Origin of the sequence: Dehalobacter sp. DCM, from assembly GCF_024972775.1 — a bacterium.
Classification (GTDB): domain Bacteria; phylum Bacillota; class Desulfitobacteriia; order Desulfitobacteriales; family Syntrophobotulaceae; genus Dehalobacter.
In genome coordinates, this window is sequence record NZ_CP092282.1 from 1,532,173 (window position 1) to 1,557,688 (window position 25,516).

Below are 25,516 nucleotides of genomic sequence, written 5' to 3' on the forward strand. Positions count from 1 at the left end.
GAATTATGGAGGAGGCTAAGAGATGAGCACATTAATTCATCGCAGATGGTTTTGTATTATGATGGTGATTTTATTGCTCGGAGCCTTTAGTTTATTAATGGAAGGTTGTATAGGAAAAAAACCTATCCTTATTGGATTTTCCGCCCAACTAACCGGTAGACAATCTGAATTAGGCGTTCAAGAACGTAATGGTGTCCAATTAGCAGTTGAAACAATTAACGCTAAGGGCGGTGTTGCAGGACATAAGATCGATTTAATTGTCCGAGATGACTTCGGTATTCCTGAGAAAGCAAAAGAAGCCGATCAAGAATTGATAAAGGCTGGTGTCCTGGCAATTATTGGACATGCCACTACTGCGCAAACTGTGGCAGGCCTTGAAGTAACGAATCCCGCTAACGTGATAATGCTTAGCCCCACAGTTTCTTCTCCGAAATTAAGCGGCTTGGATGATTATTTCTTTCGGGTATACCCTTCATTCAAAAACAGTGCGCAAGCATTTGCTCAATATACTTGTCAGCGGGATGGCATAACAAAATTGGCTGTTATCTATGACCTTGATAACGCTGCTTATGCGAAGACATATAGTACAGCCTTTGTTGAGAAATATCAGGCAATAGGTGGGAAAATAACCAAGGAATTAAGTTTTTCTTCAACAGCCCAACCTGATTTTGCGCCATTGCTATTAAAATTACGTGAAAGCAAAGCAGATGGCCTGCTGATTATTGCTTCGGATATAGATACAGCACTCATTGCACAAAGAGCCCGTCTCATGGATTGGAAGGCCCCTTTGTATACTTCTGCTTGGGCACAGACCGAAACCCTAATAATTAATGGCGGGCAGGCCGTTGAAGGACTTAAACTCGAACAGTCCTACGCGATGAGTTCTCAATCGCCAGCATTGCTCGATTTTCAGTCGCGTTATCAAGCCAGATTTGGAAAGGCCCCGTCTTTTGGTGCAGTTTTTAGTTATGAAGCCGCCCTGGCCCTTGCAGCCGCCTTGGAAAAAACAGGTGGCAAAGCGAAGGGGTTACGGCAGGCGTTAACAGAAATTCGTAACTTCCAGGGACTGATGGATACCTTCTCTTTCGATCAGTATGGCGATGTTGCGCGTCCTTTTTATTTGAGTACTATCCGCGATGGCAAATTCATTATTCTTGAAAAGATGACATTAAACTGAGCTGGAGGTAAGTAATGACAAGCACAAAGAATGCTCCTTCCCTCCGTCAAGTATTGTTGCAGTTAGTACTTTTTCGCTTGTTCCTTCCTCTTTTAGTCTTGGGATTTACAGCAATTGTTGGAATAGCCTATTTAGAGGAAAGAAATCTGGAAATCCAGCAGTACCAAATTGCGCAATCAATGGCTACTATTGTCGATCATCATCTTGATCAAGGAGGGCGTATCCTGGACGCGGTTGCTGAGTTGGCTGAATTTTCCAGGGAAGATAGTTTATCGGCTTATATGACAAGCACTTGGAAGGCCTATGGATATTTTGATACTTTGTATTATTTGGATGAAGCTAAGAAGGTTAAATTATTAACACCTGCCGATTCACGTTATTTAGGCCTGGATATGGCCAATTTACTGGATATTCAGCAAATAAGAGATACGCAAACCCTCATTATTTCCAGGCCCTTTATTTCGCTGCGTACGGGTGAACCTACGGTTTATTTGATTAAAGCCCTTGCCAGCCAAGGCTATGTCGTGGGCGAACTCAATCTAGGTTTGTTCCAGCAAGAAATTGTCAACATCACGGGTAGGTCGGGCAAGGATTTTGTGTTTATTATGGATCAAACCGGGGCACTAATAGCTCATCCCTCTCCTGACTTGGTTAAACAGCAAATCAATTTAAGTTATTTAGAAATTTTCAACCGGATTCAAACCGGAAAGGTTAATGGTTTTTACCTATATAACGGAACCAGGGTTTTGGGGAGTGCTATTCGGGTAGAACGAACAGGGTGGTTAGTGGTAGACCAGGTTCCTTTATCTTCTTTTTTCGGTTTATATCTAGGGATATTAGTTTTGATACTTTTCACATCAGTTATCGTTTTGCTGTTGTTGATATGGTATATTCGAAAACAATTACAGCGCTTTGTAATTACCCCGCTGGAGCAGTTCAGCCGGGCTACACACGCTCTCGCAGCAGGAGATTTTACCCAAGCCAGTTCTTTGACAGCGCAGTCAACTGCTTTTGCTGAGTTAAATAAGCTGGCGCATGATTTTCAGTCCATGAGCAATACCCTTCAAACAAAGAAAGAAGCGTTGTATAAAGTTAAGGAAGATCTCGAGGTTCAGGTGTCACAGAGAACCCAGGAGCTGATGGCTGCCAACAAAGAACTGCAGATGCTCTCCTCGTTGGATGGTTTGACCGGAATTGGCAACCGGCGTTATTTTGATCAAGTTTTAACCCAAGAATGGGATCGAGGGATGAGACAGGGAACGACATTGGCACTTATTATGCTCGATATCGATTTTTTTAAAAACTACAATGATTTTTACGGACATCAAGCTGGTGATGACTGTTTGAAACAAGTAGCCGGTATTTTTAAAGGTACGTTAAGACGGAGTATAGATTGTGCTGCCCGTTATGGCGGTGAAGAATTTGCCGCTATACTTCCTGATACAGATATTTCAGGTGCTGTATTTTTAGCTGAAGAAATGAGATCTAAGATTGAAGAGCAGGCAATTAAACATGAAAGTTCAGGCATTAGCATGGTGATTACTGTGAGTGTAGGTGTAGCTGCTATTGTCCCCTTAGCAGGTTCACAACCATCAATGATTATTCGCTTAGCAGATCAGGCAATGTATCAAGCGAAGCGCAATGGTCGTAATAGAGTTGAAGTGGGAAGGATGATAGGTCCTCTATAACTTTTCCAATATCAATATCAGTGAACGCAAGCGGGAGATAGCTACGCTGAAGGTATCGTCATTGTCAACACCATCACCCATTTCAGTTTAAAGAGAATCGATATGATCGAATCCCTGAAAAGTGTGGAATAGGACGGAAAGAAAGAGAGAGGCGTGTCCCTCAAAAGGGATACTGCCTCTCTCTTTAATAGTACAACGTTCACTAATATCTGGACATTCAACTCCCATAGCTCGGTCTGCGTGCCACATTTCCGGCGGCAAGCGGAGTAGGATTGCGGAGCGCGGCTCTTTGCGCCACGGATGGCGCAAGAGCCGAAAGCGGAATGTGGTGCACGGACCGGACCCAAAAGAATATATTTGTCTAATTATTGAAAGATCATATTACTAGTACTAATTCCATTGAACGTACGAAGGCTTTCTCATAAGCATTGTCTGCCGTTGCCTTATCCGAATAAATCGCTGTGGGTTACAAAAGCTCCTTCATCATCTGTTCGACATCGGTATAGCCTTTAACCGAAGCATCGCGGCTGATGCGATCAGCCTCCTCCATGGCGGTAATCGTCTCGGCATTGGGAGTCTCTAGAGCAATGTCAAACGGAATTCTCTGCCTTTTTCTCATCCGAAGGTCAGGAAAGGTCAGATTCGTCACCAGTGACGAATCTGACCTACACCCAAGCTCATAAAACATTTTAAAAGATCAAACAACTTGGTAAGTAGAGATAAATATTCTGAACGATGCCTGAATATATATCTCAGTGGTGGGCTCATATACTTCATGCACTACATAAATGAAACACCACCGTTTTTATTGATATAAAGAGGGAGGTGTCAGAACAAATAACGACGATATACCTGGGAATCAAAAGAATTAAGGAGGAAGAACATGATCACGAAGGGAAAACGGTTATCGAAGGCCATAGCACTGTTTACGGTTTTTGCTTTGGTCTTCACCTTAGGGTTTATCGGAAACCCGAAGGCAGCAGAGGCATGTACCAATGACGGCGTCATCACGGTGCAAAAGACAGCCGCGGATAATAAAACAGACGGTTTTGTGAACGTCAAATTTACATTAAAGAAGAAGGTAAACCCGGAGCGCAGCCCCTCCTTCTATGAGGAAGTTGCCTCTCAAAACACCAACACCGAAGGCATCGCCACCTTTACCGGCCTGGCACCGGGAGATTACAGGCTATATGAGGATGTTCCCAAAGGATACGCGTCGGATTTGAATGATGAAAACAACGGGGCCACCCTGACCGAATTCCGAGAAGGAGAACAACGGGGGCATGTCAGTTCCTATACGTTTAATGTTGTCAACACGCCGGTTGTTGTCCCTGTCCCCAACATTGCCCTAACCAAAACAGCAGATAAGACAACACTGCCCTTGGGCGGAGGAACCGTTGTTTATACGTATAACGTCACCAATCCGGGAGATATGAAGCTCTTTTTGGGGGTCAAACGCGCTTACGGTGTCAGCGATGACAACGGAACCCCTGAATTTAAGAAGGACGATTTCTTTGCCACCTATGTCTCCGGTGACAGCAATAACAACTATTTACTTGAGCCGGGAGAAACCTGGATCTATACCTCCAGTGAACGCACCATCAAGAAAACAACCACCAATACGGCCACAGCCAAAGGGTATTACGCAAAGGGCGATGAGAAATATGTGACAGCGACTGCCAGCGCCACGGTTAAGGTAGAACCGCCCATCGATATCGTCAAGACCGCCAACCCCACATCCCTGGCTTATGGCGGCGGCTCCGTCACCTATACCTATGAAGTAACCAATAAAGGCAAAGTACGTCTTTACAAGGTTCAGGTGCTGGATGATAACGGCACCCCCGCGGATCCAACCGACGACTTTACGCCGGAATGCGTCTACGAGATGACCAAGACAGCGGATGTCGAGACAGACAAAATCGGCGACGCTCTCGCTCCGGGCCAGACCTGGAAATATACAGCTACACGGACCATTCAAGTGACCACAACCAATACAGCCAAAGTCACTGCTTACCTGTGCGGTGAAATGATCAGCGACGAAGCTAGCGCCACAGTGACCGTTGCCCCGTATGTCCCGTCGTATAATCCGCCGGCTTCCCGGGTTCTGATTGCCCTTGCCAAGACGGCTAATGTTGCCACCTTGCCCTTTGGCGGCGGACCGGTAACCTACACCTATACGGTCACCAATCCCGGTGATGTCCTGCTCAGCGGCGTCAGTGTCAAAGATGACAACGGCACACCCAGCGATACAACGGACGATTTCACTGCGACCTATGTATCCGGTGATACAGTAAACACGGGGTACCTCGATCCCAGCGAGACCTGGATCTTTACCGCCACCGCCACCGTAAAAGCAACCAAGACGAACATCGGGACAGCTGCGGGTACGTATGGCCAGCAGACCGTCACTGCCACCGATAGTGCGGAAGTCATCGTGCTTCCTCAAGAAAAAGTCTTAGTGCCCACAGATGACGACCCCGTGGCACCACCAGCGAAAGAACTGCCCAAGACCGGCGGCAGTACAGCGGCATTCCTCGTGAGCGGCTCGGCCATCACAGCAGTTGGCGCACTCGTTCGGCGGTTTAATAAGAAGTAATTCGGCTCAAATAATTAAGCGATAAAAAAGGATTGTTAGCAGGGTGATAACCCGAGGCTGATGATCCTTTTTTTTGCCGATGGCCAGCATAGCCAACACCCTGTGTCACCCCGGTGTAATCATGTGACTATTTTGTGACAGACATGTTACGAATTTATGACGGGTATAGTTTATTTTATAAATACAATAATATTAAGACAAGCAAGGAATTTGACCCGTATGAACAACAAAATACACTTTTCGCGAAAAACGGTTCATCTTACCGGAACACAGGAAGCGACCTTCCTGATCCGGGTTTCTCCCGGTCTGGAAGGCGACATTCAGGGGAAGATCGAACATATCGGATCGGGCCAATACCAGGAATTCCAAAGCTACGGCCAAATGATCCAGCTGATTAACCGAACACTCGAAGAAACCGGATTACCCATGTCCGATTCTATCTTAAGGAAATGGTAACTATTCTGCCCAAAGGTGGTGGCGAAATGTCTGAAGAAGAAAAGAACACCGGGACACGGCCCCCGGAAGCATCCTTTCTGATCCGTATCCAATACAGACAGAATGCCAGCTGGCAGGGAACAATCCAGTGGTTGGACCAGAAGAAGACCCGGAAGTTCCGAAGTGAGCTGGAACTCATGATGCTTATCAATGAAGCCACACAAACAAATCTGGTTTCATGGAAGAATAAAGAGGAGGTGTCCTAGCGGAGTATCTTTACTGAATGATATAAAAAGAATTGAAAAAAACGTATTTAATGAAGAGAAGGAGGAATAAACATGCTTAGCAAAAGAAGTTTTTTTGCAAAACCTTTGGCAATTATGACCGCAGTAGTGCTGGTATTTACCCTCGGATTCTTCGGGACTCCGAAGGAGGCATTAGCCTGCCACAATAATGGTGTCATAACAGTCCAGAAAACTGCCAGCGACAATAATAAAGACGGCTATGAAGGGGTAACATTTACTCTGTACAAATGGAATGATAAAAAAGACAGGTATGAAAATGTTGCCAGTAAGTCAACAAAATCCATAGGGAATAAAGGTGAAGTGGAATTCAAAAACCTGACACCAGGAAAATACGCTATTTCCGAAACAGTTCCCGACGGCTACACGACTAGTTTAAACGATAGTAATAATAAGACAACGCTGATTGAATACAAGTCTAATCCTCATAAGGGGGATGTTAGCACTCACACGTTTATTGTCGAAAACACTGTTAAACCACCGGCTTTAACCGTTAAGAAAACAGCCAGTGCAGCATCGGTGATGAGCGGGGATTCAGTTACTTACACGTATGTTGTAAAAAACAGCGATAACAAAGAAATTACTAATATTCAAATAACCGATGATAAAATTGCGGCTGGCCAGATTTCCGAACCGGAAAAGACCGGCGGTGATTCGGATGGCAAACTGGAAAAAAATGAAATATGGACCTATACGGCTACGGTTGCCCTGACTGCAACGACAACCAATACGGTCACTGTAACTGGAAAATGCGGCAGCAAAAACCTGACGGCTACCGATTCGGCCACAGTCAGAGTGACTCAGCCTGATCCTCAGATTAACATTGCAAAAAGTGCCACTCCGGATACTTTGCCGGTTGGCGGCGGTTCAGTGACCTATACCTATACCGTAACAAATCCCGGTAATGTTCCATTAAGTGATGTTACAGTTGCCGACGATAAAATCGACCTTTCGTCTGTTGTTCCCACCGGCGATGCCAATAGTGATGGCAAACTTGACACGACTGAAACCTGGATTTACACAGCTGCTGCAACCCTGACGGAAAGCACCACAAACATGGCGACCGCGAGCGGAACTTATAAAGATATGACTGTAACCGATACAGCCGAATTCACTGTACCGGTCGCCATACCGGAAACAGGAAGCATCGTCATCAATAAAACCTATTCTAATTCGCCTGATTCCGATGCCAACCTGGTCGCTGGATTCGTGTTGACCGGCAGCGAGGAGTGGAGCGATGAAAAGTCGCTTACCGGCCCGGGCAGCGTAACCTTCAGCGAACTGACTCCCGGCACCTATGAACTGACGGAAAACGCACCGGCAGGATTCACACCGTATATTGGAGAACTACTCATGCCGGCAAATTTTTCGGTTGAAGTTGCAGCCGGACAGGCCGTGGTTATCAATATTGTCAATGAATTCAATGTCCAACCGGGAGTCAGTATTGTGAAGACCCCAAGCACAGCATCACTGCCATACGGCGGCGGTACGGTAACCTATGAATACACCGTAACCAACACCGGCAATGTCCCGCTGTATATCGGTCTAGAAGATGTCCTAGATGATAACGGCACACCGCTTGACGATGGGGATGACTTTCCTGCAGATTATGTCTCCGGTGACGACAATGAAAATGATTTACTTAACATAGGTGAAGTTTGGAAATTCACCTCGGATAGCATCAATCTCACAGCAACAACGACCAATAAAGTCGTTGTGACTGCCTGGACGCATAGAGAAGACAGAGTGACAGCTGAAGCGACAGCCACTGTCACCGTCGGAACCCCGCCGGTAATTCCAACAATTCCTCAGATCGCTATCGTTAAGGAAGCAAATGTTTCCGTGATGACGGCTGCCGGTGATGTAACCTACACCTATAAAGTTACCAATCCTGGCAACGTGCCTCTGACTGGTGTAACAGTCAAAGATGACAACGGAACACCTGCTGTTACAACAGATGATTTCAGCCCTGCCTTTGGTTCTGGCGATACGGTTAACGTTGGTGTTCTCGATCCGGGTGAAACCTGGATTTATACAGCCACTAAAAATATCGCTGTGACCACCACGAATATCGCTGTGGCAACAGGAAACTATGGAATAGAGTTGGCAACAGCCACGGATTCCGCTGAAGTTACTGTGCAGTCTCCGGAACAACCGGTCTTAGTCCCGGGAGAACAAGGTGACGAAGCTGTAGCAGCAGCGGATGACCAGCCCGCGTTGCCTCAAACCGGTGGCAACACAGCAGCTTATATCCTGAGCGGCTCAGTCATCACCGCCATTGGCGCGCTGATCCGTCGGTTCCAAAAATAAAAGATAATATCTGACAGGCATTCAACCTCGAACTGCTAAAAGGCGTCACTGTGTGACGCCTTTTAGTTTTGACATGGTTTGTGACATAAATGTCATTGCCAAATATAGCGGGTACGATTTCCTGAACGTATTTATGATGATAAACTGATATTACAATAGGTACTAAATATTGACAAAAAATTACAGAAGTATTTACTTTTTCTACATACTTGTTATATACTTAAATTAGAGATATTATGCGTAATAATCGGACAATTCTTTTATAAGTTATTTCTGAGTTATAGAATTTTATACTGCTACACGAAAAGGTGATGGACATTAATAACTCTGGCCTGAATGGAAAAACTAATACGGGGTTGGACAGGTTCTTTGAGAACAATAAAAATAGTTTTCGCAAAATCGGTGATTTACTTATAGAAACGGGCGCGATTTCAGAAGAGGACCTCAAAAAGGCACTCGTTCTTCAAAAAAAAACCGGCAACCGGCTTGGTGAAGTATTGATCAGTAACGGTTTCCTTGAAGAGCGTGTCTTGCTTGAGATCCTGGGATATCAGACAGGTATGTCCTATATCGATCTGGAGAGTCAGAGTATCAACCCGGATATCCCGAATTTAATCCAGGAAAACATGGCACGCAGACACCTGGCCTTTCCCTGGCGCAAACATGACAATACACTTTCAGTTGCAATGGTTGATCCGATGAATGTATATGCTATTGATGATATCCGTTTAAGCACCGGTATGGAAATCGAACCGATGTTTGCTGGAGAAAAGGACGTTGTCAAAGCCATCGACCGATACTATGGGAGACAAAGTGCAGAACAGGCGGTCGAAGATTTAAAGCGCCAATTCGATTTAACTGACGCGAATGAACTGAGCGAAGCGGCATTAGCCGACATCAATAATGCGCCGATGGTTCGGTTGGTCAATAATCTGATCCGGCAAGCTATCCAAATGCGGGCCAGCGATATCCACATCGAACCCTTTGAGGCAAGCGTCCGGATTCGTTTCCGGATCGACGGTGAATTGCAGGAAATCATGACACTGCAAAAAGCTTCCCACTCCGCATTAATCACTCGGATTAAGATTATGGGAAGAATGGATATCGCAGAGAAACGCATTCCCCTCGACGGCAGGGTGGAGACTGAAATTGACGGCAGGATGATTGATATGCGGCTGTCATCTTTACCGACAATGTTTGGGGAAAAGATGGTTATCCGGTTGCTTGACCAGGGCGGGTTCCTGGTCACCAAGAAAGACTTGGGGTTTACTCCGGATAATATGAAACGGTTCGATACGATTGTCAGTCATCCGAACGGGATCATCCTTGTCACCGGGCCCACCGGCAGCGGTAAATCAACGACACTCTATTCCATTATGCTGGAATTAAATAAAACTAACCGCAATATTATCACCATTGAGGATCCGGTCGAATACCGCTTATTCGGGATCAATCAAGTCCAGGTCAACAACAAAGCCGGTCTGACTTTCGCCAGCGGACTTCGTTCAATTCTCCGTCAGGATCCGGATATTATCATGGTTGGGGAGATTCGGGATGCCGAAACAGCGCAAATCGCAGTCCGGGCTGCTATTACCGGACACTTGGTAATCAGTACCATGCATACGAACGACACTGCGGCAACCGTCTCGCGGTTGATCGATATGGGTATCGAACCCTACCTGATCTCATCCTGTCTGGTCGGTGTGCTGGCTCAGCGTTTAGTACGCAAACTTTGTCCCAATTGCAAAGAAAAATATCTGGCCGGGGAAAATGATAAAAAACTAATCGGTGCCAGGGATGAAGAAGTCATTCTCTATCGGGCCAAAGGATGCAATTCCTGTAGTCTGACCGGGTATAAAGGCAGGACTGCTATCGCGGAAATCATGCCGATCAGCCGCTCAATCCATAATTTGATTGATAATAAGCGACCGATCGAAGAAATCAGGGAGGCAGCGAAAGCAGACGGTATTATCACCCTGCAGGAAAACTGCACCGAATTGGTACGGACAGGGGTAACATCGATCGAAGAATTATTGAAGCATAAATACAATTTGGAATGAGGGATGTCAATGGATATCTTTGAATTATTCCGGCATACGTACGACGCCAAAGCATCAGACCTGCATATCACCGTCGGCATCCCGCCGGTGATTAGGGCTAACGGCAGCCTTAGATCGCTGGCTTACGAAGCGTTAACACCCACTGATGTGATGAGCTTGCTCCAGCAGATCATGAAGCCAGTGCAGTTGAAAGAACTGGAAAATAAGCATGAATTGGATTTTTCCTTTTCCCACAGCGGATTTGGCCGTTTCAGGGTTAATGTCTATAAACAGAGAGGAACATTCAGCGCGGCTTTCCGATCGGTCATGGGCAGGATCCCCTCCATCGAGGAGCTGGGACTGCCGCCGGTCATCAATGAGTTAACGAGCAAACAGCGCGGACTGATTTTAGTGACAGGGCCGACGGGAAGCGGCAAAACGACAACCTTGGCCTACATGATCGATAAAATGAATCACGAACGAAAATCGCACATCATTACCTTGGAAGATCCGATCGAATATCTGTATAAACATGATCAATGCATTATTAACCAGCGGGAAGTCGGGAGTGATGTCGACAGCTTCTCCAATGGACTGCGGGCGGCACTGCGCCAGGATCCGGATGTTATCTTAGTCGGCGAGATGCGGGATCTGGAAACGATTAGCATTGCGGTTACGGCAGCGGAAACAGGGCATTTGGTATTGTCTACACTGCATACGGTCGGTGCTGCGAAAACAATCGACCGTATCGTTGATGTCTTTCCGCCACATCAGCAGCAGCAAATCCGGATTCAGCTCTCTACAGTCTTGGAAGGAATCGTCTCCCAGCAATTATTGCCGACGGCGGATCAAAAGAGCCGTACTGTCGCTGTAGAAGTGATGCTGGCCAATAACGCGATCCGCAACTTGATCCGCGAGAATAAAACCTATCAGATTCAAAATGTCATTCAAACCGGTGCAAAACAGGGGATGCAAACTATGGACGGAAGCCTTCTCAGCTTATACCGTCAGGGGACGATCACCCAGGAAGACGTGTTTAAATATTGCATGGAGACGGATATCGTCAGACGCTATATTAATTAATAGGAAATGACTTCCGGGAATGCAGGGGGAGAAAAAATGGCAAATTACGAAGTCAAAGCGTTGACCAACTCAGGCACCAGTGTCCGGACGACGGTCGTTGCCGAGACCAAAATGGAAGCCCTGGACATTATCAAAAGACAAAACCAATACCCTTTGTCTATCCAGGAAACCAGCGGCAAAGACCTGTCAAAAGTGCGTTTTTCCAAAAAACCGAATGCCAAAGATCTGGCTGTTTTCTGCCGCCAGTTTTATACGATGCTCAATGCAGGTATATCGATCATCAAGTGCCTGGATATTCTGCGGCTCCAGCTGGATAACCGGAAGCTGAGGGAAGCAGTCACTAACGTCTATGAAGACGTGCAAAAAGGACAGATTCTTTCAGTCGCCATGAAGAAACATTCTGTATTCCCGGACCTGATGACTCAGATGGTCGCTGCAGGCGAATCCAGCGGTACCTTGGATACGTTATTGGAACGAATGGCCGTACAATACGAGAAAGACAATAAGATAAACAATAAGATCCATACGGCGATGATCTATCCGATCATCCTTTGCGTCTTGGCGATTGCCGTCGTGATACTCTTGCTGACAGCGGTGATGCCGACATTTATCGGGCTGTTCCAGTCCAGCGGCATTCAGCTTCCCTGGCCAACACGGGTCGTGCTGGGGGCCAGCAACGGACTCCGTTCCTACTGGTATATTTTCCTGATCATCATTGCCGCGCTGATCTATGTCATTAAGAGACTGCTTGGCAATGAAAACAGCCGCTATAAGCTTCATCGTTTAAGTTTGCGTTTGCCGATCGTCAATAAATCCATCCGGATAATCTATTCGGCCCGGTTTGCCAGGACCTTAGGAACGCTTCTGGCAAGCGGTATCTCACTAATCCCGGCTCTGGACGGGGCAGCCAGCGTCGTCGGCAATCTTGTCGTAGTAAGAGAGATCAAGAAAGTCGTCGAAGAAATCCGGGAAGGCGTCAGCCTCTCCGATTTACTTCATAAAACCCTGCTTTTCCCGCCGATGCTGGTCAGTATGGTCCGTATCGGGGAAGAATCCGGTAGTCTGGAAAATATCCTGGATAAGACGGCCAATTTTTACGACGAGGAAGCGGAAGTATCCCTGCAGAAACTCGTATCCATGCTCGAACCGGTTTTTATCCTGATCATGGCCGCACTAATTGGGTTTATTGTGATAGCGATTCTCATGCCGGTCTTCGACTTGTCCAAAACAGTATAGAGAGGGGGAGAATATTGCCAAGAGGGCGCAGTCGATGGAAAAATAATGGATAATACTTAATTGGTTTACGGAAAAAATTAAAAATAAGAAAGTTAAAGGAGAGAAGAACATGTTACTTCAAAAAATGAACAAACAAATGAAAAACAAGAAAGGATTTACCCTGATCGAGCTGATAGTCGTCATGGCTATTCTGGCGATCTTGGCTGCGATTGCGATCCCGCGGTTCAATAATATGCGACTACAAGCTGCTTTTAATGCTGATGGAGCTACTGCAACGCAGATTGTTAATGCAGCAAGGATTCAAGAAACGCAAACTGGATTCGCTGTTTCAAAGTTAACGCAAACAGACACTGTAGCTAACGGTGACCTACAAAAAACATATATGGAAGTGCCAACTCCACAGGTGGGTGGTTCATTTACAATTGGTAAGGACGCATCTGGACATTACCAAGTGACCTTTACGGCAGCTGGCACTTATGCAGCTATATCTGCTGCAGCGCAAGTTGTAACTGAAGGCACAAAATATGTTGCACCGTAATAAATCGCTTATTAGGTTAAGTACTAGGGATATTTGTTGGCTTAATTTATTGTTTCATTTTAAATAAAGTGGTTTTATTTACCATCCAGGGGACGACGCCAGAATCAAAGGCGTCATCCCCTGCTTTGGAAACTATTACACTTGCGATTGTTAACGGCATAATCTGGGGATTGATGGTTTACCAATACGGTCTTTCTTTGGATTTTCTGCATGGGACTATTATAAGCAGTATTCTCTTAATGATTTTCGTCATCGATATCAAGGAACAAATTATCCCCGATCTTGTAAATCTTATCTGTTTTATCTGCGGACTTTTTTCTCTTTTTTCCGGGACAGCATTCCGGTTGGTTTGAAGCGTTGGTTGGCGCGCTGGTCGGCGATATTAAACTGATAGCCATGCTCGGAAACTGGCTGGGATGGTGCCAAATTTTAGTCGTTTCATTTCGCATCGGTCATCGGTGGGGTCACAGCGTTGGTTTTCGTTCAAATTGGCAAAAGACATGAAGGATACCGTTACTTTCGTTTCTAATATCGCACTGGTGGTACTATCCTCATTTTTGGGGGGAGACCATACTGGATACATTAAGGTACACATAGAAATAACACAGGGAGCTGGTGATACAAGATGAATACAACCGACATATTATCTCTGGATATCGGGTCGTTTTCGACCAAAGGGATTATTTGCAGAGATTCCGGCAAAGGACTTAAAGTAATAAAGAAGATCCTGTTTCGAACTCCAGACGGTACGGCAGCCAATGGTAATTTGATAGATGTGCCTACCTTAAGTGCCACCATACGGGATCACTTGATCAAAAACGCCATCTCGGCAAAGAAAGTTGTCTTTTCCATTACCAGTTCCGATATCATAACTCGTGAATTTACACTTCCAACCAAGAAAACTAGTGAAATCAAACAGATGATCGGCTTTGAGGTGGAAAAGGCCCTGCCGATTCAAATGGATCAGTATATTATCGAGTTTTTTATTATACAATCCGGCAAAAATAAATCTGAAAACAGTTCGCGCATCTTTGTCGCAGCCACACCCAAAGAGATCGTCGAAAAATATTGGCAATTGGCGGAAATGCTCAAGCTTCAACCCCTCGTCCTTACGATTCACGCCTGTAACATCGCTGCATTCTTTAATGAAAAACAAATCATCAACGGAAGAGAATTTGATCCGGTAAAGACCACAGCCATTCTGGACATTGGTCATGTCTATACGGAATGCAATATTATCAAGAATGGGAATATTCTGTTCCACCGCACAATACAGCTTGGCGGAAAGAATTTTCTATCCGAAGCCAGATCGGCAAATACCAGCGATGTCGCTGCGGCTCAGGACGCTGTTGATGTCGATGAAATTAAAGTGGGAATTTGGCTGCAGGAGATTCAAAGAGGGATGCGTTATTATAGCAGCATGAATACAGGCAATCCGGTAGAAAATATCATCCTGACTGGAGGATGTTCCGATATAAAAATGTTACCTTCTTATATCAGTGATTCTTTGGAGATCCCGGCAGAGGTATTGACAGCATCGAGTATCATTCAGGAGAGCGAAAAGACGATGCGGGATACCTGCCAGTATTTTATAAATACGCTTGGTGCATTGATAAAGAAATAATAACTTCAGGGGATTTGACCCGGGAAGGTGATGATTATGCAGCAAATTAATTTATTTAATCCATATTTAAATAAGAAAAAGCTTCAGCCGAATCAAAGAATCATGATTGGCGGGGGGATTGTCGTCGCATTGATTATCCTGTCACTGGCTTTTAACCTCATTGCTGCGATGATGGTTCGCAGCGAGATCGGGAAACAGGAAGCCTATTTGTCCAGTGAGGTTGTTCAGAAGGACAGGGCGGCATTAACCCAGGCCCAGGTCGACCTTGCTAAAATGGGCACCTATTTGACCACGGTCAACGAGATTGCGCAAGGTTTGAAAAAATCGGATAAACTCAACCGGAGCCTGCTGGATCAGATTGCAGCAACTGTGCCTGCGGGATTATCTTTCCAATCCTTAGCTGTTACAGAACAAAAAAGTGTCGCGATTCAGGGTACAGCGCCTTCTCGGGATACAGTTGCTGAATTGCAGCACAATTTAACCCAATCAGGGCTGTTTGCCAATGTCCAGGTTGTTAACATTAACCGGGATAGCGGTTCCGGCTCTTATAAGTTTAATCTTGAGGGAACTTTGAAATAAAGGAGGTGGCACAGAATGAAGCTTTCGTTGAGGGAAAAATATCTGCTTTTCGGATTAGCGGGAATTATCGTACTCATTATTTATTATTTATTTGTTTTTCAGCCGCAGTGGCAAAACCTGACTCAGCTTCAAGCCCAGGCAGCTGCAAATGCCAAGCTCATTGCGGATATTAAAGAATTTCAGCAGCCGGACAGCGTCATAGCGGAAGAGTATAAGCTGATGAAGGCCAAGGTTGATAACCAGACCCGGATGTTTTTCCCGCTTAACAGTCAGGACAAGACGATCATCACGGTTGATCAGCTTCTAAGTTCAGCGGATTTAAGCGGCAAGGCGCTCAGCTTTGCCTATCCGGTACTTAAGACGGATACTGCGGTAGCGGCTTCCGGCGGTTCAACCGAGATGACATACTATTTGCATGACCTGCTGGCAGGCTCTCAGGCGGCAGGTACACCTGGTGCGGCAATTAATCCGAATAACCAGATTCCGAGCATGGATCTGACGATCCAGTTTAACGGTTCATATAGCAGCTTGCTTTCCTTCTTAAGTAAAACAGAAGCCTTGGAAAAGAAGATGTTTCTTAAAAGTATGACAATCACCCCAAGCACAGAAACAGCCGGGGTGTCGGGTAACGTTGTTTTCCGTTTGTATTTACTGCCTAAGTTCAATGGTGCCGATGCGGACTTCTTAAACTGGGATATCCAGGGGACATACGGCACTGCCAATCCGTTTGTCGCGGTTGGCGGCACCGTTGCCGCCTCGCAGGCTCCTTCTGCCTCCGCCGCGGTACAGACATCACCCACCGATTTTTTAATGTCGGTTGCACCGGTCACGGCCGATATTCCGGCAGTTATCCTTGGCAAAAGCAACGACTATACACGGAGCAGCTATGTCTACAGCGATGAACAGACTTTCGTCAGTGTGTCGATCCGGTTGACTGAAAAAGAAGGAAAATACTATTATCAGTTTACCAATGCCGGCGATACCTATCCCAAAACTGGAACCCCGGAAGAATTTGTGCCGATTGGTAATAATCTATCGTTGGCTGTCTACTCCGCAGTGCGAAACCAACAAAACGACCAGAACGGTGTCAACCTGACTATATCAAATGATACAGACAAGCCGTTTACTGTCCAGATCCTGAATGATGATACAAAAAGTCCAAGAATAAAGATTGTCAAGACCAGTGGAGAGGTTCGTATCCAGTAAAGTTTGGGGGGGATGAAATGGAACAGAAAAGAAGAAATCAGGACGGGTTTACCCTGATTGAAGTTCTGGTGAGTCTGGCCATCCTGGGGATCGTGATTATGCCAATTGCCGCTTTCTTTTCCAATTCTGTCCACTATAACCAGATATCAAAGAAGCAGCTGCAGGCCAACCAAATAGCACAGTCGTATATTGAAAATTATAAAAGCAAATCGTTTAGCGAGTTGAATACGATCATCAATAACGGCAGCTTCGGGATGATGCCTCCGATCCATGATACCGGTAATCGTGTCGATATCCAGGTAAAGGTGGAAGCGGTTAAGTCAGTCTCAGATATTTCATACTCCCATACGTTTTACAATTTCTCCGCCTATGACGGGGAAACATTAACCCTGATTGCAGACGACACGAGCAATACCGTTGCGTTGATGAGCTCAAGTGTTGTAGAGAGTTTTGCCAGCGATTTCGCGTCGCCGGTCAAGGTCAAATTCAAACTACCCGACGCTGCCTTGCCTCTGAGTGGGGGAATCACGATCAATATCGATAACCAAACCGCGCAGAAGCTGGAAATTTATCATGAAGCCGGGGACAAACTCCTCTTCGTTCCGACTTTGGGAGACAATGCCGTGATCGTCTTGGGGAGCGAACCGACGCCGGAAAGCTCCGCACAGGAACAAGGCGCGAAAATAACGGTATGGGTTCTGCCCCTGAACGACACAGACTTAGCTGACGCTATAACCGAGCTCAGTGTGGTAAAAATGGCCAATTAGAGGAGGTGAATACAATGCGGAGAAAGCTGATTCAATCGGACAAGGGTATAACCATGGTCATGGTTATCATGGTCACCGCGATCTTAAGCATCTTAGGTATTGCTATTCTGACTCTGACGGTATCCAATCTCAAGGTGATGGCCAGTGACAAAAACGTCAAGAATACGTTTTATATTGCCGACTCGGCAGTTGACCAGGCTTATGGTCTGCTTAGCGAACAGGTAAAAGCTGCCGCCAAGGCAGGCAATGAGGCGATCAACATCGAAGTGGATACGATTATCGCCGACGAGCGGGTTAAGCTCCTGACCGATGAAACCTATGTCAGTCCTTGGTTGAACGCCGACGGATCGTTGAAAGAGGACTATTTGATCCAGCAGGTGACAGACCCTTCGGCAGATTATTACGATGAGTTTTTGGATCTGTTTAAGACTGCTTTTGCCGGAAACATGAACGGGAATACCGTGGCCAAGCTAACGGATACAACAAACAATAACTATAAACCCGTGCAGGGTGAAATTCCTGAAGCGGTTACCGTAAACGGTGCGATTACTTCCTTTAATCCCGCAGATGGCAGCGGCACGCTGAGCATCCCGCTTACTTTTACGGTTAGAAAGACGATTAACGGTCAGGACATAACTCAGCAGATTTCCTCCACCTTTACCGTCGATGCCCCGGACAGGATCATTGGTTACCAGACGGAATCATCCATCGCTCTGCTTCATGATCAGCCGCTCTGGCGCACGGCGCTGGCCAGCTATAAAGACATCACGTTCTCCGGCAGCGCGGCCGATATTACTGTCAAAGGCGATATTTTTGCCTGCGGGACCAAACAAGGCGATTTATCCGACATGCGGAATTTCGGCGGGATCACAGCCGGAGCTGACGCGACGGACAATACGCATGTCTATGTTTATGGGGATGCTTACAGTTACGCCAACCTTCAGGTCAATGCGGACAATTCCGGCATTTTTGTGAAACAAAATCCACTCACTGCCACCGGTGGGAACAGCTATATCGATAATCTGGTCGTCCAGCAGGGTACGACAGCCGGCACAGTCCAGGTTGATAACAATGTTTATGCCAAGGATGATATTGAAATGAACGGGACCAATGCCATGGTAAGCATAGGCAAGGACTACTACGGTTATTCGATGGGGTTATCCGGAGTTGATATGAGCAGCAGCATCATTATCAATAGTGAGGATATTGACCAGGAAGAGGGTTCGTCGCTCCAGATCCTCGGCAATACCTTTTTAGCAGGATCTTCTTATATCGATGATCCGACACCCTATCAGACCGGTGAAAGCGTTTCCGTCGTCGGCAATTATCGATCCTATGGCTATCTTGAACCGGGGGATTTGGACAAATATTCCTTTCGCCAGGTCGGGGACTCCATGCTTTTAATGGATAAAAATCTGAATACTGACGGCACAGTCAGCAGCGATGTCACAGCGGACGATAAGGCGCTACGGATTGTGGATATCTATACACGTTTCCTGAACTTCCTGAATATTGGATATAACGACCCGGTAGCTGAGGGCCAGCCCGTCGTGACCAACAGTGCTTCGGCGATCAACTTGCAAGGTTCGGTTCGTGCGGTGGGAGCCTTTATCAAAAACGGCATCCAATGGGTTCCGTTTAACTTAAACGACGTAGCCGACAGGCAATCATACGAGAACCATTGGACAGCTGTCCTGAATCAGTTTACCAATGATTTTAGCAACAGAGTCAATACAGCCATGCTGTATGATGGTTCCTCCTGGATCCGCAATAATGAAATCGATTCGACGGGGTCTATCAAGGAAGTCTCCTGTATCCAAAACCAAGATATTTATATTTTAGGACCGGAATACACGGCAGCGGATGTCCCGGCAGGCAGTATCGTCGTCACAGCACCGGGATCGCCATCGATGTTGTTTGGCGGACTGATCCTTACCAGCGGAAAGGTCTACGTCCTGGGGACGGTTACCTTCTATGGCTCGGTTATTGCCGGGGATAACATCGTGGTAAAAGACCAATACGCCAAGAATTTTATCGGCAATGAAAACCTCGTCAAACACGTTGTGGCTGCGGAAGGGCTGGATGATTTATTCAAATCGCCGACAGGAGATACAGATCCGTTCAATTATGCCGGAGGCGGCGGCGCGCCGGATGAACTGAGCGCGAATCCCTATCAGAGCTTGATCAAGGTGCAAAATTGGCAACGGATGTAATGAAGCGAGGTTTTACCGATGAAAGACGCCTTGAAAAATAACAAAGGTTTCACCATCATCGAGCTCTTGGCAGTCATCTCCCTGCTGGCGATTGTGACGGTGACAATCTCCACATTTTTCCTGAACAATCAGCGGGCCTATAAGATGTCAGTGGATGAAGTCACTGTCCAGGAACAGGCGCAAACAGCTATGAGCACGATCGTAGAGAAAACGATCGAAAGTAAAGGGATTGCAGCACTGGCGACAGATCACGCCACGTATTACCGGTTGGACATCCTTAATGCGGATGGTACAACGATGGCATTAAATTGGGATGTCGTGAATAAAAAGCTGAGCTGGATGAATTTGACTGGTGATACGACTGTTCATGAGCTAACAGGCCGGTTTACTGCCTTCTCGGTGACAACCCTGGAAACAGACCCGACCAAAGCCTCCAAAGCTGATTTTACAATCACGGTTGAAAGGCCGCCGACCACCTCACCGGAACCTCCGGTTTCAGTCACCCTTACCAATACGGTCAAATTCCGGAACTATTCGCCGACTTAAAGAAATTAAAATTAAATTCCGATAAATTAATATAACCATTTCACGCTTCTAATTAAATCTCACAAAATAAACATCAAGTAATTATTGATAAACAGACAAAGAATCGGAAGGAGGAAAATATATGCTGAGAAAAAGATGGGCAAAATGGCTGCCAATATTGCTGTCACTGACGCTGATTTTCCCATTCGGCATAACGAATACAACGTTTGCTGCGGATACGGTTGTGACTTTAACAACAATCGGCAGCAATACTTGGACTTGCCCAGCTGGAGTAAGTTCAATTAAAGTTGAGCTATGGGGCGGCGGCGGCGGTTCCGCCCGTGCCAGGAATGGCACTAAATTGATTGGTGGTGGCGGCGGCGGAGCCTACACGATGGGAACGTTAACCGTTACACCTGGGACAGCCTATAGCTACACGGTTGGGGCCGGCGGAACCGGAGGGACATCCAGCAATAATTCCGGCGGTAATGGCGTAAACTCGACCTTTCAAGTTGGAGCGATCACCTTAACGGCTAATGGCGGACGTGGATCCTCAAACGCCAATGGTGCCGCCGGGGGTGCTGCTTCAACAGGCACCAGTGTCACAACCAGTTATAAAGGCGGAGACGGCGCTAATGCCGGAAGCACTTACAGCGGCGGCGGCGGCGGCGGAGCCGGTCGGACCGGTGACGGCGGTAATGCTGCGACTTCTGCTGCCGGTGCGGGTAACACGCCAGGCGGTAACGGTGGAGCTGGCAGGTCCAGTCAAAACACCGGAGCAAATGGATTGACCTATGGCGGCGGAGCCGGTGGCGCATTCAGAGCGTCTTCTCAAGGTACTAATCAAAACGGTGGTAATGGTGCACCGGGGCAAATTGTTATCACTTATACAGCGATCCCGACTTACGCGCTGACGATGGCTGTGAATACAACAGCCGGTGGTGCGGCGACAGATAGCACGGGAACAAGCCCCTATATTGCCGGAAAAGTTATCAATATTACAGCAACGGCTAATAACGGGTATACATTCAGTTCCTGGACATCATCTTCCGGCGGCAGTTTCGGAAGTTCTGCACGCAGCAGCACGACATTCACCATGCCGCCTAATGCGACTACAGTAACGGCTATTTTTACTGCGGCAACACAGACCATCACCTACAACGCCAACAACGGAACCGGAACCGCCATGGCAAACACAACCGGCCTTACGGACTCGACTGTGACCCTGGCGGCAAATAGCTACAGCAGAAACGGATACACCTTCATTGGCTGGAATACCAATGCCAGTGCGACCACGGCGACGTATACCAATGGGCAGAGTCTCACGATGCCGGCAGGGGGACTGACACTCTACGCAATCTGGAGTGGAAATCCCCAGACCATAACCTATAACGCCAATGACGGTACCGGAGCAGCAATGGCCAGTACGACAGGTGCAACAGGGGCTTCGGTAACACTGAGGACTAACACGTATACAAATACCGGTAAAGTATTTATCGGATGGAATACCGATTCCGCAGCGACAACAGCGGCATATACCGATGGGCAAACCATCACGATGCCGGCAGGCGGATTATCCCTCTACGCGGTCTGGGGAACCAGAACGGCGCTGAGTGTTTTGGAAGTGGAGCCGGGAACAAATTATCTGCTGCCAGCAACTGCCACTGTATCCAATTATGATGTAACGGTTACGCGGATGCCAATGACGCAGTTTATCAGTATGGTAGACAGCATCAATGGAAAATATGACATTGTTGTGATTGGGAATAATGCCTATACGGATACCGTCAGCAATACCCATTACGATTTAACCCGACTGGGCGGCAGTGCAAATGTGACTGTCGGTTACAGCGCAGCCGGGTTGCATTATCCCACCACGACCACCGGAACCACGTTTGCTTTGCCTCAGGGCGGAACGACTGATTCCTATGAGAATTATTACGTAAACGATGTGACAAACCGCAAAGCGGCCGATGTGGACGAGTATCTAAAAACCGGGCAGCTGACCGTCTTTGCCGATTCAATCCTCAGCAGCTCCAGCACGATCAAGGATACCATTCTCTATAACAAATTCCACACCTACCGCAACAATTTAACGTATCCAAATTTTAAAAGTGTGACGACGATCGATATTAATGATCTGGTCAGCAAATATGCCTCTGCAAACAAACGTCCGACACTGAACCTTCAGGACCAACCGTTGGAATATGACGGGACGGATGGGACAAAGCTTACGGACAACCGTGTGATGAGCTACGGGTTCTATCTCACTGGTGCGCATACCATGACAGCGAGCTTGTACATTGATGCCAATGGAGACGGAATCTTTACCGCTACCGAAAAAATGGCGACAGCGGCCGGACTGACGTCTTCAGGCAATAATGACAGTCCGTATGCCCTGAACTACCGTCTGCCGGATGCCTTTACGGGATTGCAGCCTTGGAAGCTTGTTATAACCGATGAGACCACCGGTGCCAAGACGTATACTACTGGGTATACCGCGTTTAAGGGGATTCCGCTCAATGTCCGGGTGCTGCAGCTGGTACCCTCGGGTTCCACGCTGAATGTGAAGACGGATATGCTGCAGCCTTTGACGGCAACAGGCGAATATACTATTAGCGTCACGGTGATGAACGTTACCAATTTTGACAACGCCTATGCCGGCAGTCTGACCAATCCGAGCAACGCCGACGATGTTTACGGCGTTTCACAGCCGACCAAGCTGGACGGCAATTACGACATGATCATCATGGGATTTGCTGATACCTACGGCGGTGCCGACCTTAAGAATGCAAACGCCATTACAGCTTTGAAGAACTTTATCGCTTCCGGCCAAAGCGTCATGTTCACCCATGACACGATGACCTTTGCCACGAACAGCACGAGTGGCTGGGACTATAACCTGACCAAGAATTTTCGTGATCTGATCGGACAGAATATCTATCAGAAAGACGCATGGAATGCCGATGCCGTCTCGACGGTCTCCCACGTCCTTAAACGGTTGCTATACCCGGTAACGACGAATAACTCTTTTGGATTTACCCGAATTGCATTGGACAGAGCGAATAACGGCGGCGATTTTCCGACAGCGACCAGCACCGCGAAGCTCAATGACGGACTGATTACGAAATATCCCTATATCCTGGGCAATACGCTGTCAGTCGCATCGACACACTACCAGTATTATCAGCTTGATCTGGAAGATCCGACTCTTGTACCGTGGTTTACCCTTAGCGGCACCGGTTATAACAGCTGGGACGGACGAAATGACTACTACACCTATACAAAAGGCAATATTACCTACTCTGGTACAGGGCATTCCACGCCAAATAATGCGGAAGAGCATAAACTGTTCATCAATACCATCATCAAAGCCTCGCGCGGCGCCAACCACGCGCCCATTGTCGGAATATACGACATCAAAGACGGACAGGAGATATATACCGACCAGACAACGCTGAATTTCTCCTTCCAGGCCAGCGACTTGGATGTGGAAAAGGATAAGACTTTAAAAGCGAGCATCACCCTGACCTATAACGGAACCGACTATCCGGTGACGGACTTCACGGCAGATGGCATTCATTATACACCTGCCAACTTGGACAGCAACAAAGCTTTCACCATGAACAATAACAGCATTGTCACGATCTCCATGCCGCAGTCCGTTCCAACGACGAAAACCAGCTTTAAACTGACCGTCAAAGCCAAGGATACGTCGAATGCTACCGGTTCCAAGACAATAACCCTGAATCTGGTATCGCCGCCGTCAATGAAGATCACTGCTCCTCAAAACAATTATTACCTGGTTAACGATACGGCGACGACGACCTTCTCGGTCATCCCGAACAGCGCAGTAAAAGATATGACTAATGTTGTGCTGACCATCAATAAAGACCAAAGCGGGATCGCTTCAATCACCAATCCTGCCGGTGGCACCGTTACAGATAACGGCGGCTCCTTTACAATCAAGCTGCCGGATTATGCGGTCAGTACAAGCAGCCCAAATCACTGGAGCCAGCAGACTCCTTCCTACCAGATTACCTTCACGCAAAAGCCGATCACAGGGACGGTAAGCATCAACTACACGCTGTCTTACCAGTCGCTGCTGAATAACGTCCTAACGACGCGGACGCTAAACCAGTCTGTCGACTATCATGTGAATATTGGAGAAATCCGCGGCGACATCAAAGATGATAAGGGCCGTGTGATTAAGAACACCGGAAATATCCAAAATATCACTCTGAAAAATGCCAGCGGCACCGTCGTGGCAACGACGGCATCCGGCAGCACTGGCGCCTACCTTTTCACCGGGGTGAAAACCGGATCGTATACGGTGACAGTTGCTGAAAAGACCGGCTATACGACATCGTATAAGTTCAATGCCACCGGCACCCTGACAGCCGGAGCGACGTCAACGCTCTTCACGCTCAGCAACAGCGCCACCGACAACACCAGCTATCAGAAAGAAGTCGATTTTGTCCTCAGCGGAACGATGATGAATCAGGTCAAAATCACCGCTTCGACCGTAAACGGCGGAACAACGAATTCGGCGGCTGCAAAGTGTATTCCGAAAGGGACCACCTATGCCAGCATTCAATTCACAGCCTTAAGACCGCTGGCAACGATGAAGATCAACCTGGCCAATACGCTTAACGGTACCACCATTTCCAATCTATCTGTCAGACCGTACAAACTGAAACTAAACGGAACCGCGATATCCGTGAAAAATGTTGTCATCAGCGGCAATACCATCACCCTGCCCGATGACCTTGCTGCCGGGAGCTATGAGCTGATCGTCGCCATCGATGCTGTCAGCACGGCGAAGATCAACGATGTGCTCCGGGTCAATATCAGCAGCATCTATGCCAAGGATCCGGATATCGACGAAACTGATACACTGACTCCGCCTGGCGATGCGTTTGGGAACACGGCTTTGTCCATCACGATCGTAACACCGAATAGAATATACTAGACACAACAGTAACTGCATCATCATGGCCGGTATGGTTTATGTCGTACCCAAGGTCTTGACGATGAAATAAAAATAAGCCCGGATTTTGAGAATTCGGGCTTATTTTAAGTCAGCCACGCCATGGTGCGTAACCAACAAACGTTTCAAGCGGGTTGGATACCATAGTTTCACGGAATACTATTCTGCGAAGTAACGTGTAAACTATTGAAGTGCTTTATGCCGAACA

General features: G+C 47.1%; 19 protein-coding genes. 17 read left to right on the forward strand and 2 right to left on the reverse strand.

Features of this window, described 5'->3' with window-relative positions:
• The first annotated feature begins 22 nt into the window (after positions 1 to 22).
• A complete protein-coding gene (locus LPY66_RS07270) occupies positions 23 to 1,177 on the forward strand; it encodes an ABC transporter substrate-binding protein (protein ID WP_337987414.1) in 1,155 nt (384 codons plus the stop codon).
• A 14-nt stretch (positions 1,178 to 1,191) separates the two neighbouring features.
• Positions 1,192 to 2,865, forward strand: coding sequence for a sensor domain-containing diguanylate cyclase (locus LPY66_RS07275; RefSeq protein ID WP_337987415.1), 1,674 nt, complete (start codon positions 1,192 to 1,194; stop codon positions 2,863 to 2,865).
• A 466-nt stretch (positions 2,866 to 3,331) separates the two neighbouring features.
• On the opposite strand, the gene LPY66_RS07280 is transcribed toward LPY66_RS07275, so the two are convergent.
• A complete protein-coding gene (locus LPY66_RS07280; RefSeq protein ID WP_337987416.1) occupies positions 3,332 to 3,484 on the reverse strand; it encodes a hypothetical protein in 153 nt (50 codons plus the stop codon).
• A 264-nt stretch (positions 3,485 to 3,748) separates the two neighbouring features.
• Between LPY66_RS07280 and LPY66_RS07285 the strand changes: the two genes are divergently transcribed.
• The 8 genes from LPY66_RS07285 (at position 3,749) to LPY66_RS07320 (ending at position 13,404) form a co-directional block, all read left to right on the forward strand.
• A complete protein-coding gene (locus tag LPY66_RS07285) occupies positions 3,749 to 5,461 on the forward strand; it encodes a DUF7507 domain-containing protein (protein WP_337987417.1) in 1,713 nt (570 codons plus the stop codon).
• Positions 5,462 to 5,680: 219 nt separating this feature from the next.
• The gene (locus LPY66_RS07290) at positions 5,681 to 5,917 is read left to right on the forward strand and encodes a hypothetical protein (RefSeq protein WP_337987418.1); all 237 of its coding nucleotides are present in this window, start codon (positions 5,681 to 5,683) and stop codon (positions 5,915 to 5,917) included.
• 26 nt (positions 5,918 to 5,943) lie between these two features.
• Entirely contained in the window at positions 5,944 to 6,162 is a 219-nt protein-coding gene (locus tag LPY66_RS07295) for a hypothetical protein (RefSeq protein WP_337987419.1), read from the forward strand.
• A 72-nt stretch (positions 6,163 to 6,234) separates the two neighbouring features.
• Positions 6,235 to 8,508: a DUF7507 domain-containing protein gene (locus tag LPY66_RS07300; RefSeq protein WP_337987420.1), complete on the forward strand. Its 2,274-nt coding sequence runs from the start codon at positions 6,235 to 6,237 to the stop codon at positions 8,506 to 8,508.
• 311 nt (positions 8,509 to 8,819) lie between these two features.
• On the forward strand, positions 8,820 to 10,568 hold the full coding sequence (locus LPY66_RS07305) for a GspE/PulE family protein (RefSeq protein ID WP_337987421.1): 1,749 nt from the start codon (positions 8,820 to 8,822) through the stop codon (positions 10,566 to 10,568).
• A 9-nt stretch (positions 10,569 to 10,577) separates the two neighbouring features.
• Positions 10,578 to 11,630 carry a type IV pilus twitching motility protein PilT gene (locus LPY66_RS07310; RefSeq protein ID WP_337987422.1) on the forward strand — a complete coding sequence of 351 codons (1,053 nt, stop codon included), beginning with the start codon at positions 10,578 to 10,580 and terminating at the stop codon, positions 11,628 to 11,630.
• 36 nt (positions 11,631 to 11,666) lie between these two features.
• Positions 11,667 to 12,866 carry a type II secretion system F family protein gene (locus tag LPY66_RS07315; protein WP_337987423.1) on the forward strand — a complete coding sequence of 400 codons (1,200 nt, stop codon included), beginning with the start codon at positions 11,667 to 11,669 and terminating at the stop codon, positions 12,864 to 12,866.
• Between the two features lie 109 nt (positions 12,867 to 12,975).
• Positions 12,976 to 13,404, forward strand: a complete 429-nt coding sequence (locus LPY66_RS07320; protein WP_337987424.1) for a type II secretion system protein — start codon at positions 12,976 to 12,978, stop codon at positions 13,402 to 13,404.
• Positions 13,405 to 13,640: 236 nt separating this feature from the next.
• Here LPY66_RS07320 and LPY66_RS07325 read toward each other — a convergent pair whose 3' ends face one another.
• Positions 13,641 to 13,802 carry a hypothetical protein gene (locus LPY66_RS07325; protein WP_337987425.1) on the reverse strand — a complete coding sequence of 54 codons (162 nt, stop codon included), beginning with the start codon at positions 13,800 to 13,802 and terminating at the stop codon, positions 13,641 to 13,643.
• A 227-nt stretch (positions 13,803 to 14,029) separates the two neighbouring features.
• Here LPY66_RS07325 and pilM point away from each other — a divergent pair, with 227 nt between their 5' ends.
• The 7 genes from pilM to LPY66_RS07360 all read left to right on the forward strand — a co-directional run bounded on the left by pilM (position 14,030) and on the right by LPY66_RS07360 (position 25,290).
• The gene (gene pilM, locus LPY66_RS07330; RefSeq protein WP_337987426.1) at positions 14,030 to 15,028 is read left to right on the forward strand and encodes a pilus assembly protein PilM; all 999 of its coding nucleotides are present in this window, start codon (positions 14,030 to 14,032) and stop codon (positions 15,026 to 15,028) included.
• 36 nt (positions 15,029 to 15,064) lie between these two features.
• Positions 15,065 to 15,607: a PilN domain-containing protein gene (locus LPY66_RS07335; protein WP_337987427.1), complete on the forward strand. Its 543-nt coding sequence runs from the start codon at positions 15,065 to 15,067 to the stop codon at positions 15,605 to 15,607.
• A gap of 15 nt (positions 15,608 to 15,622) precedes the next feature.
• Positions 15,623 to 16,813 (forward strand): hypothetical protein, encoded by a 1,191-nt coding sequence (locus LPY66_RS07340; RefSeq protein WP_337987428.1) that lies wholly within the window; start codon positions 15,623 to 15,625, stop codon positions 16,811 to 16,813.
• A gap of 17 nt (positions 16,814 to 16,830) precedes the next feature.
• Positions 16,831 to 17,580 (forward strand): type IV pilus modification PilV family protein, encoded by a 750-nt coding sequence (locus tag LPY66_RS07345; protein ID WP_337987429.1) that lies wholly within the window; start codon positions 16,831 to 16,833, stop codon positions 17,578 to 17,580.
• 14 nt (positions 17,581 to 17,594) lie between these two features.
• A complete protein-coding gene (locus LPY66_RS07350) occupies positions 17,595 to 19,793 on the forward strand; it encodes a pilus assembly PilX N-terminal domain-containing protein (RefSeq protein WP_337987430.1) in 2,199 nt (732 codons plus the stop codon).
• 18 nt (positions 19,794 to 19,811) lie between these two features.
• Positions 19,812 to 20,339 carry a PilW family protein gene (locus LPY66_RS07355; RefSeq protein ID WP_337987431.1) on the forward strand — a complete coding sequence of 176 codons (528 nt, stop codon included), beginning with the start codon at positions 19,812 to 19,814 and terminating at the stop codon, positions 20,337 to 20,339.
• Between the two features lie 121 nt (positions 20,340 to 20,460).
• Positions 20,461 to 25,290 (forward strand): DUF5057 domain-containing protein, encoded by a 4,830-nt coding sequence (locus LPY66_RS07360; protein ID WP_337987432.1) that lies wholly within the window; start codon positions 20,461 to 20,463, stop codon positions 25,288 to 25,290.
• The last annotated feature ends 226 nt before the right edge of the window (positions 25,291 to 25,516 follow it).

What these genes read in the sequence shown, in the direction of transcription:
- LPY66_RS07270 (WP_337987414.1), top strand. Translation starts at nt 23, where the DNA reads ATGAGCACATTAATTCATCGCAGATGGTTTTGTATTATGATGGTGATT.
- LPY66_RS07275 (WP_337987415.1), top strand. Translation starts at nt 1,192, where the DNA reads ATGACAAGCACAAAGAATGCTCCTTCCCTCCGTCAAGTATTGTTGCAG.
- LPY66_RS07280 (WP_337987416.1), bottom strand. Translation starts at nt 3,484, where the DNA reads ATGAGAAAAAGGCAGAGAATTCCGTTTGACATTGCTCTAGAGACTCCC.
- LPY66_RS07285 (WP_337987417.1), top strand. Translation starts at nt 3,749, where the DNA reads ATGATCACGAAGGGAAAACGGTTATCGAAGGCCATAGCACTGTTTACG.
- LPY66_RS07290 (WP_337987418.1), top strand. Translation starts at nt 5,681, where the DNA reads ATGAACAACAAAATACACTTTTCGCGAAAAACGGTTCATCTTACCGGA.
- LPY66_RS07295 (WP_337987419.1), top strand. Translation starts at nt 5,944, where the DNA reads ATGTCTGAAGAAGAAAAGAACACCGGGACACGGCCCCCGGAAGCATCC.
- LPY66_RS07300 (WP_337987420.1), top strand. Translation starts at nt 6,235, where the DNA reads ATGCTTAGCAAAAGAAGTTTTTTTGCAAAACCTTTGGCAATTATGACC.
- LPY66_RS07305 (WP_337987421.1), top strand. Translation starts at nt 8,820, where the DNA reads ATGGACATTAATAACTCTGGCCTGAATGGAAAAACTAATACGGGGTTG.
- LPY66_RS07310 (WP_337987422.1), top strand. Translation starts at nt 10,578, where the DNA reads ATGGATATCTTTGAATTATTCCGGCATACGTACGACGCCAAAGCATCA.
- LPY66_RS07315 (WP_337987423.1), top strand. Translation starts at nt 11,667, where the DNA reads ATGGCAAATTACGAAGTCAAAGCGTTGACCAACTCAGGCACCAGTGTC.
- LPY66_RS07320 (WP_337987424.1), top strand. Translation starts at nt 12,976, where the DNA reads ATGTTACTTCAAAAAATGAACAAACAAATGAAAAACAAGAAAGGATTT.
- LPY66_RS07325 (WP_337987425.1), bottom strand. Translation starts at nt 13,802, where the DNA reads ATGGCTATCAGTTTAATATCGCCGACCAGCGCGCCAACCAACGCTTCA.
- pilM (WP_337987426.1), top strand. Translation starts at nt 14,030, where the DNA reads ATGAATACAACCGACATATTATCTCTGGATATCGGGTCGTTTTCGACC.
- LPY66_RS07335 (WP_337987427.1), top strand. Translation starts at nt 15,065, where the DNA reads ATGCAGCAAATTAATTTATTTAATCCATATTTAAATAAGAAAAAGCTT.
- LPY66_RS07340 (WP_337987428.1), top strand. Translation starts at nt 15,623, where the DNA reads ATGAAGCTTTCGTTGAGGGAAAAATATCTGCTTTTCGGATTAGCGGGA.
- LPY66_RS07345 (WP_337987429.1), top strand. Translation starts at nt 16,831, where the DNA reads ATGGAACAGAAAAGAAGAAATCAGGACGGGTTTACCCTGATTGAAGTT.
- LPY66_RS07350 (WP_337987430.1), top strand. Translation starts at nt 17,595, where the DNA reads ATGCGGAGAAAGCTGATTCAATCGGACAAGGGTATAACCATGGTCATG.
- LPY66_RS07355 (WP_337987431.1), top strand. Translation starts at nt 19,812, where the DNA reads ATGAAAGACGCCTTGAAAAATAACAAAGGTTTCACCATCATCGAGCTC.
- LPY66_RS07360 (WP_337987432.1), top strand. Translation starts at nt 20,461, where the DNA reads ATGCTGAGAAAAAGATGGGCAAAATGGCTGCCAATATTGCTGTCACTG.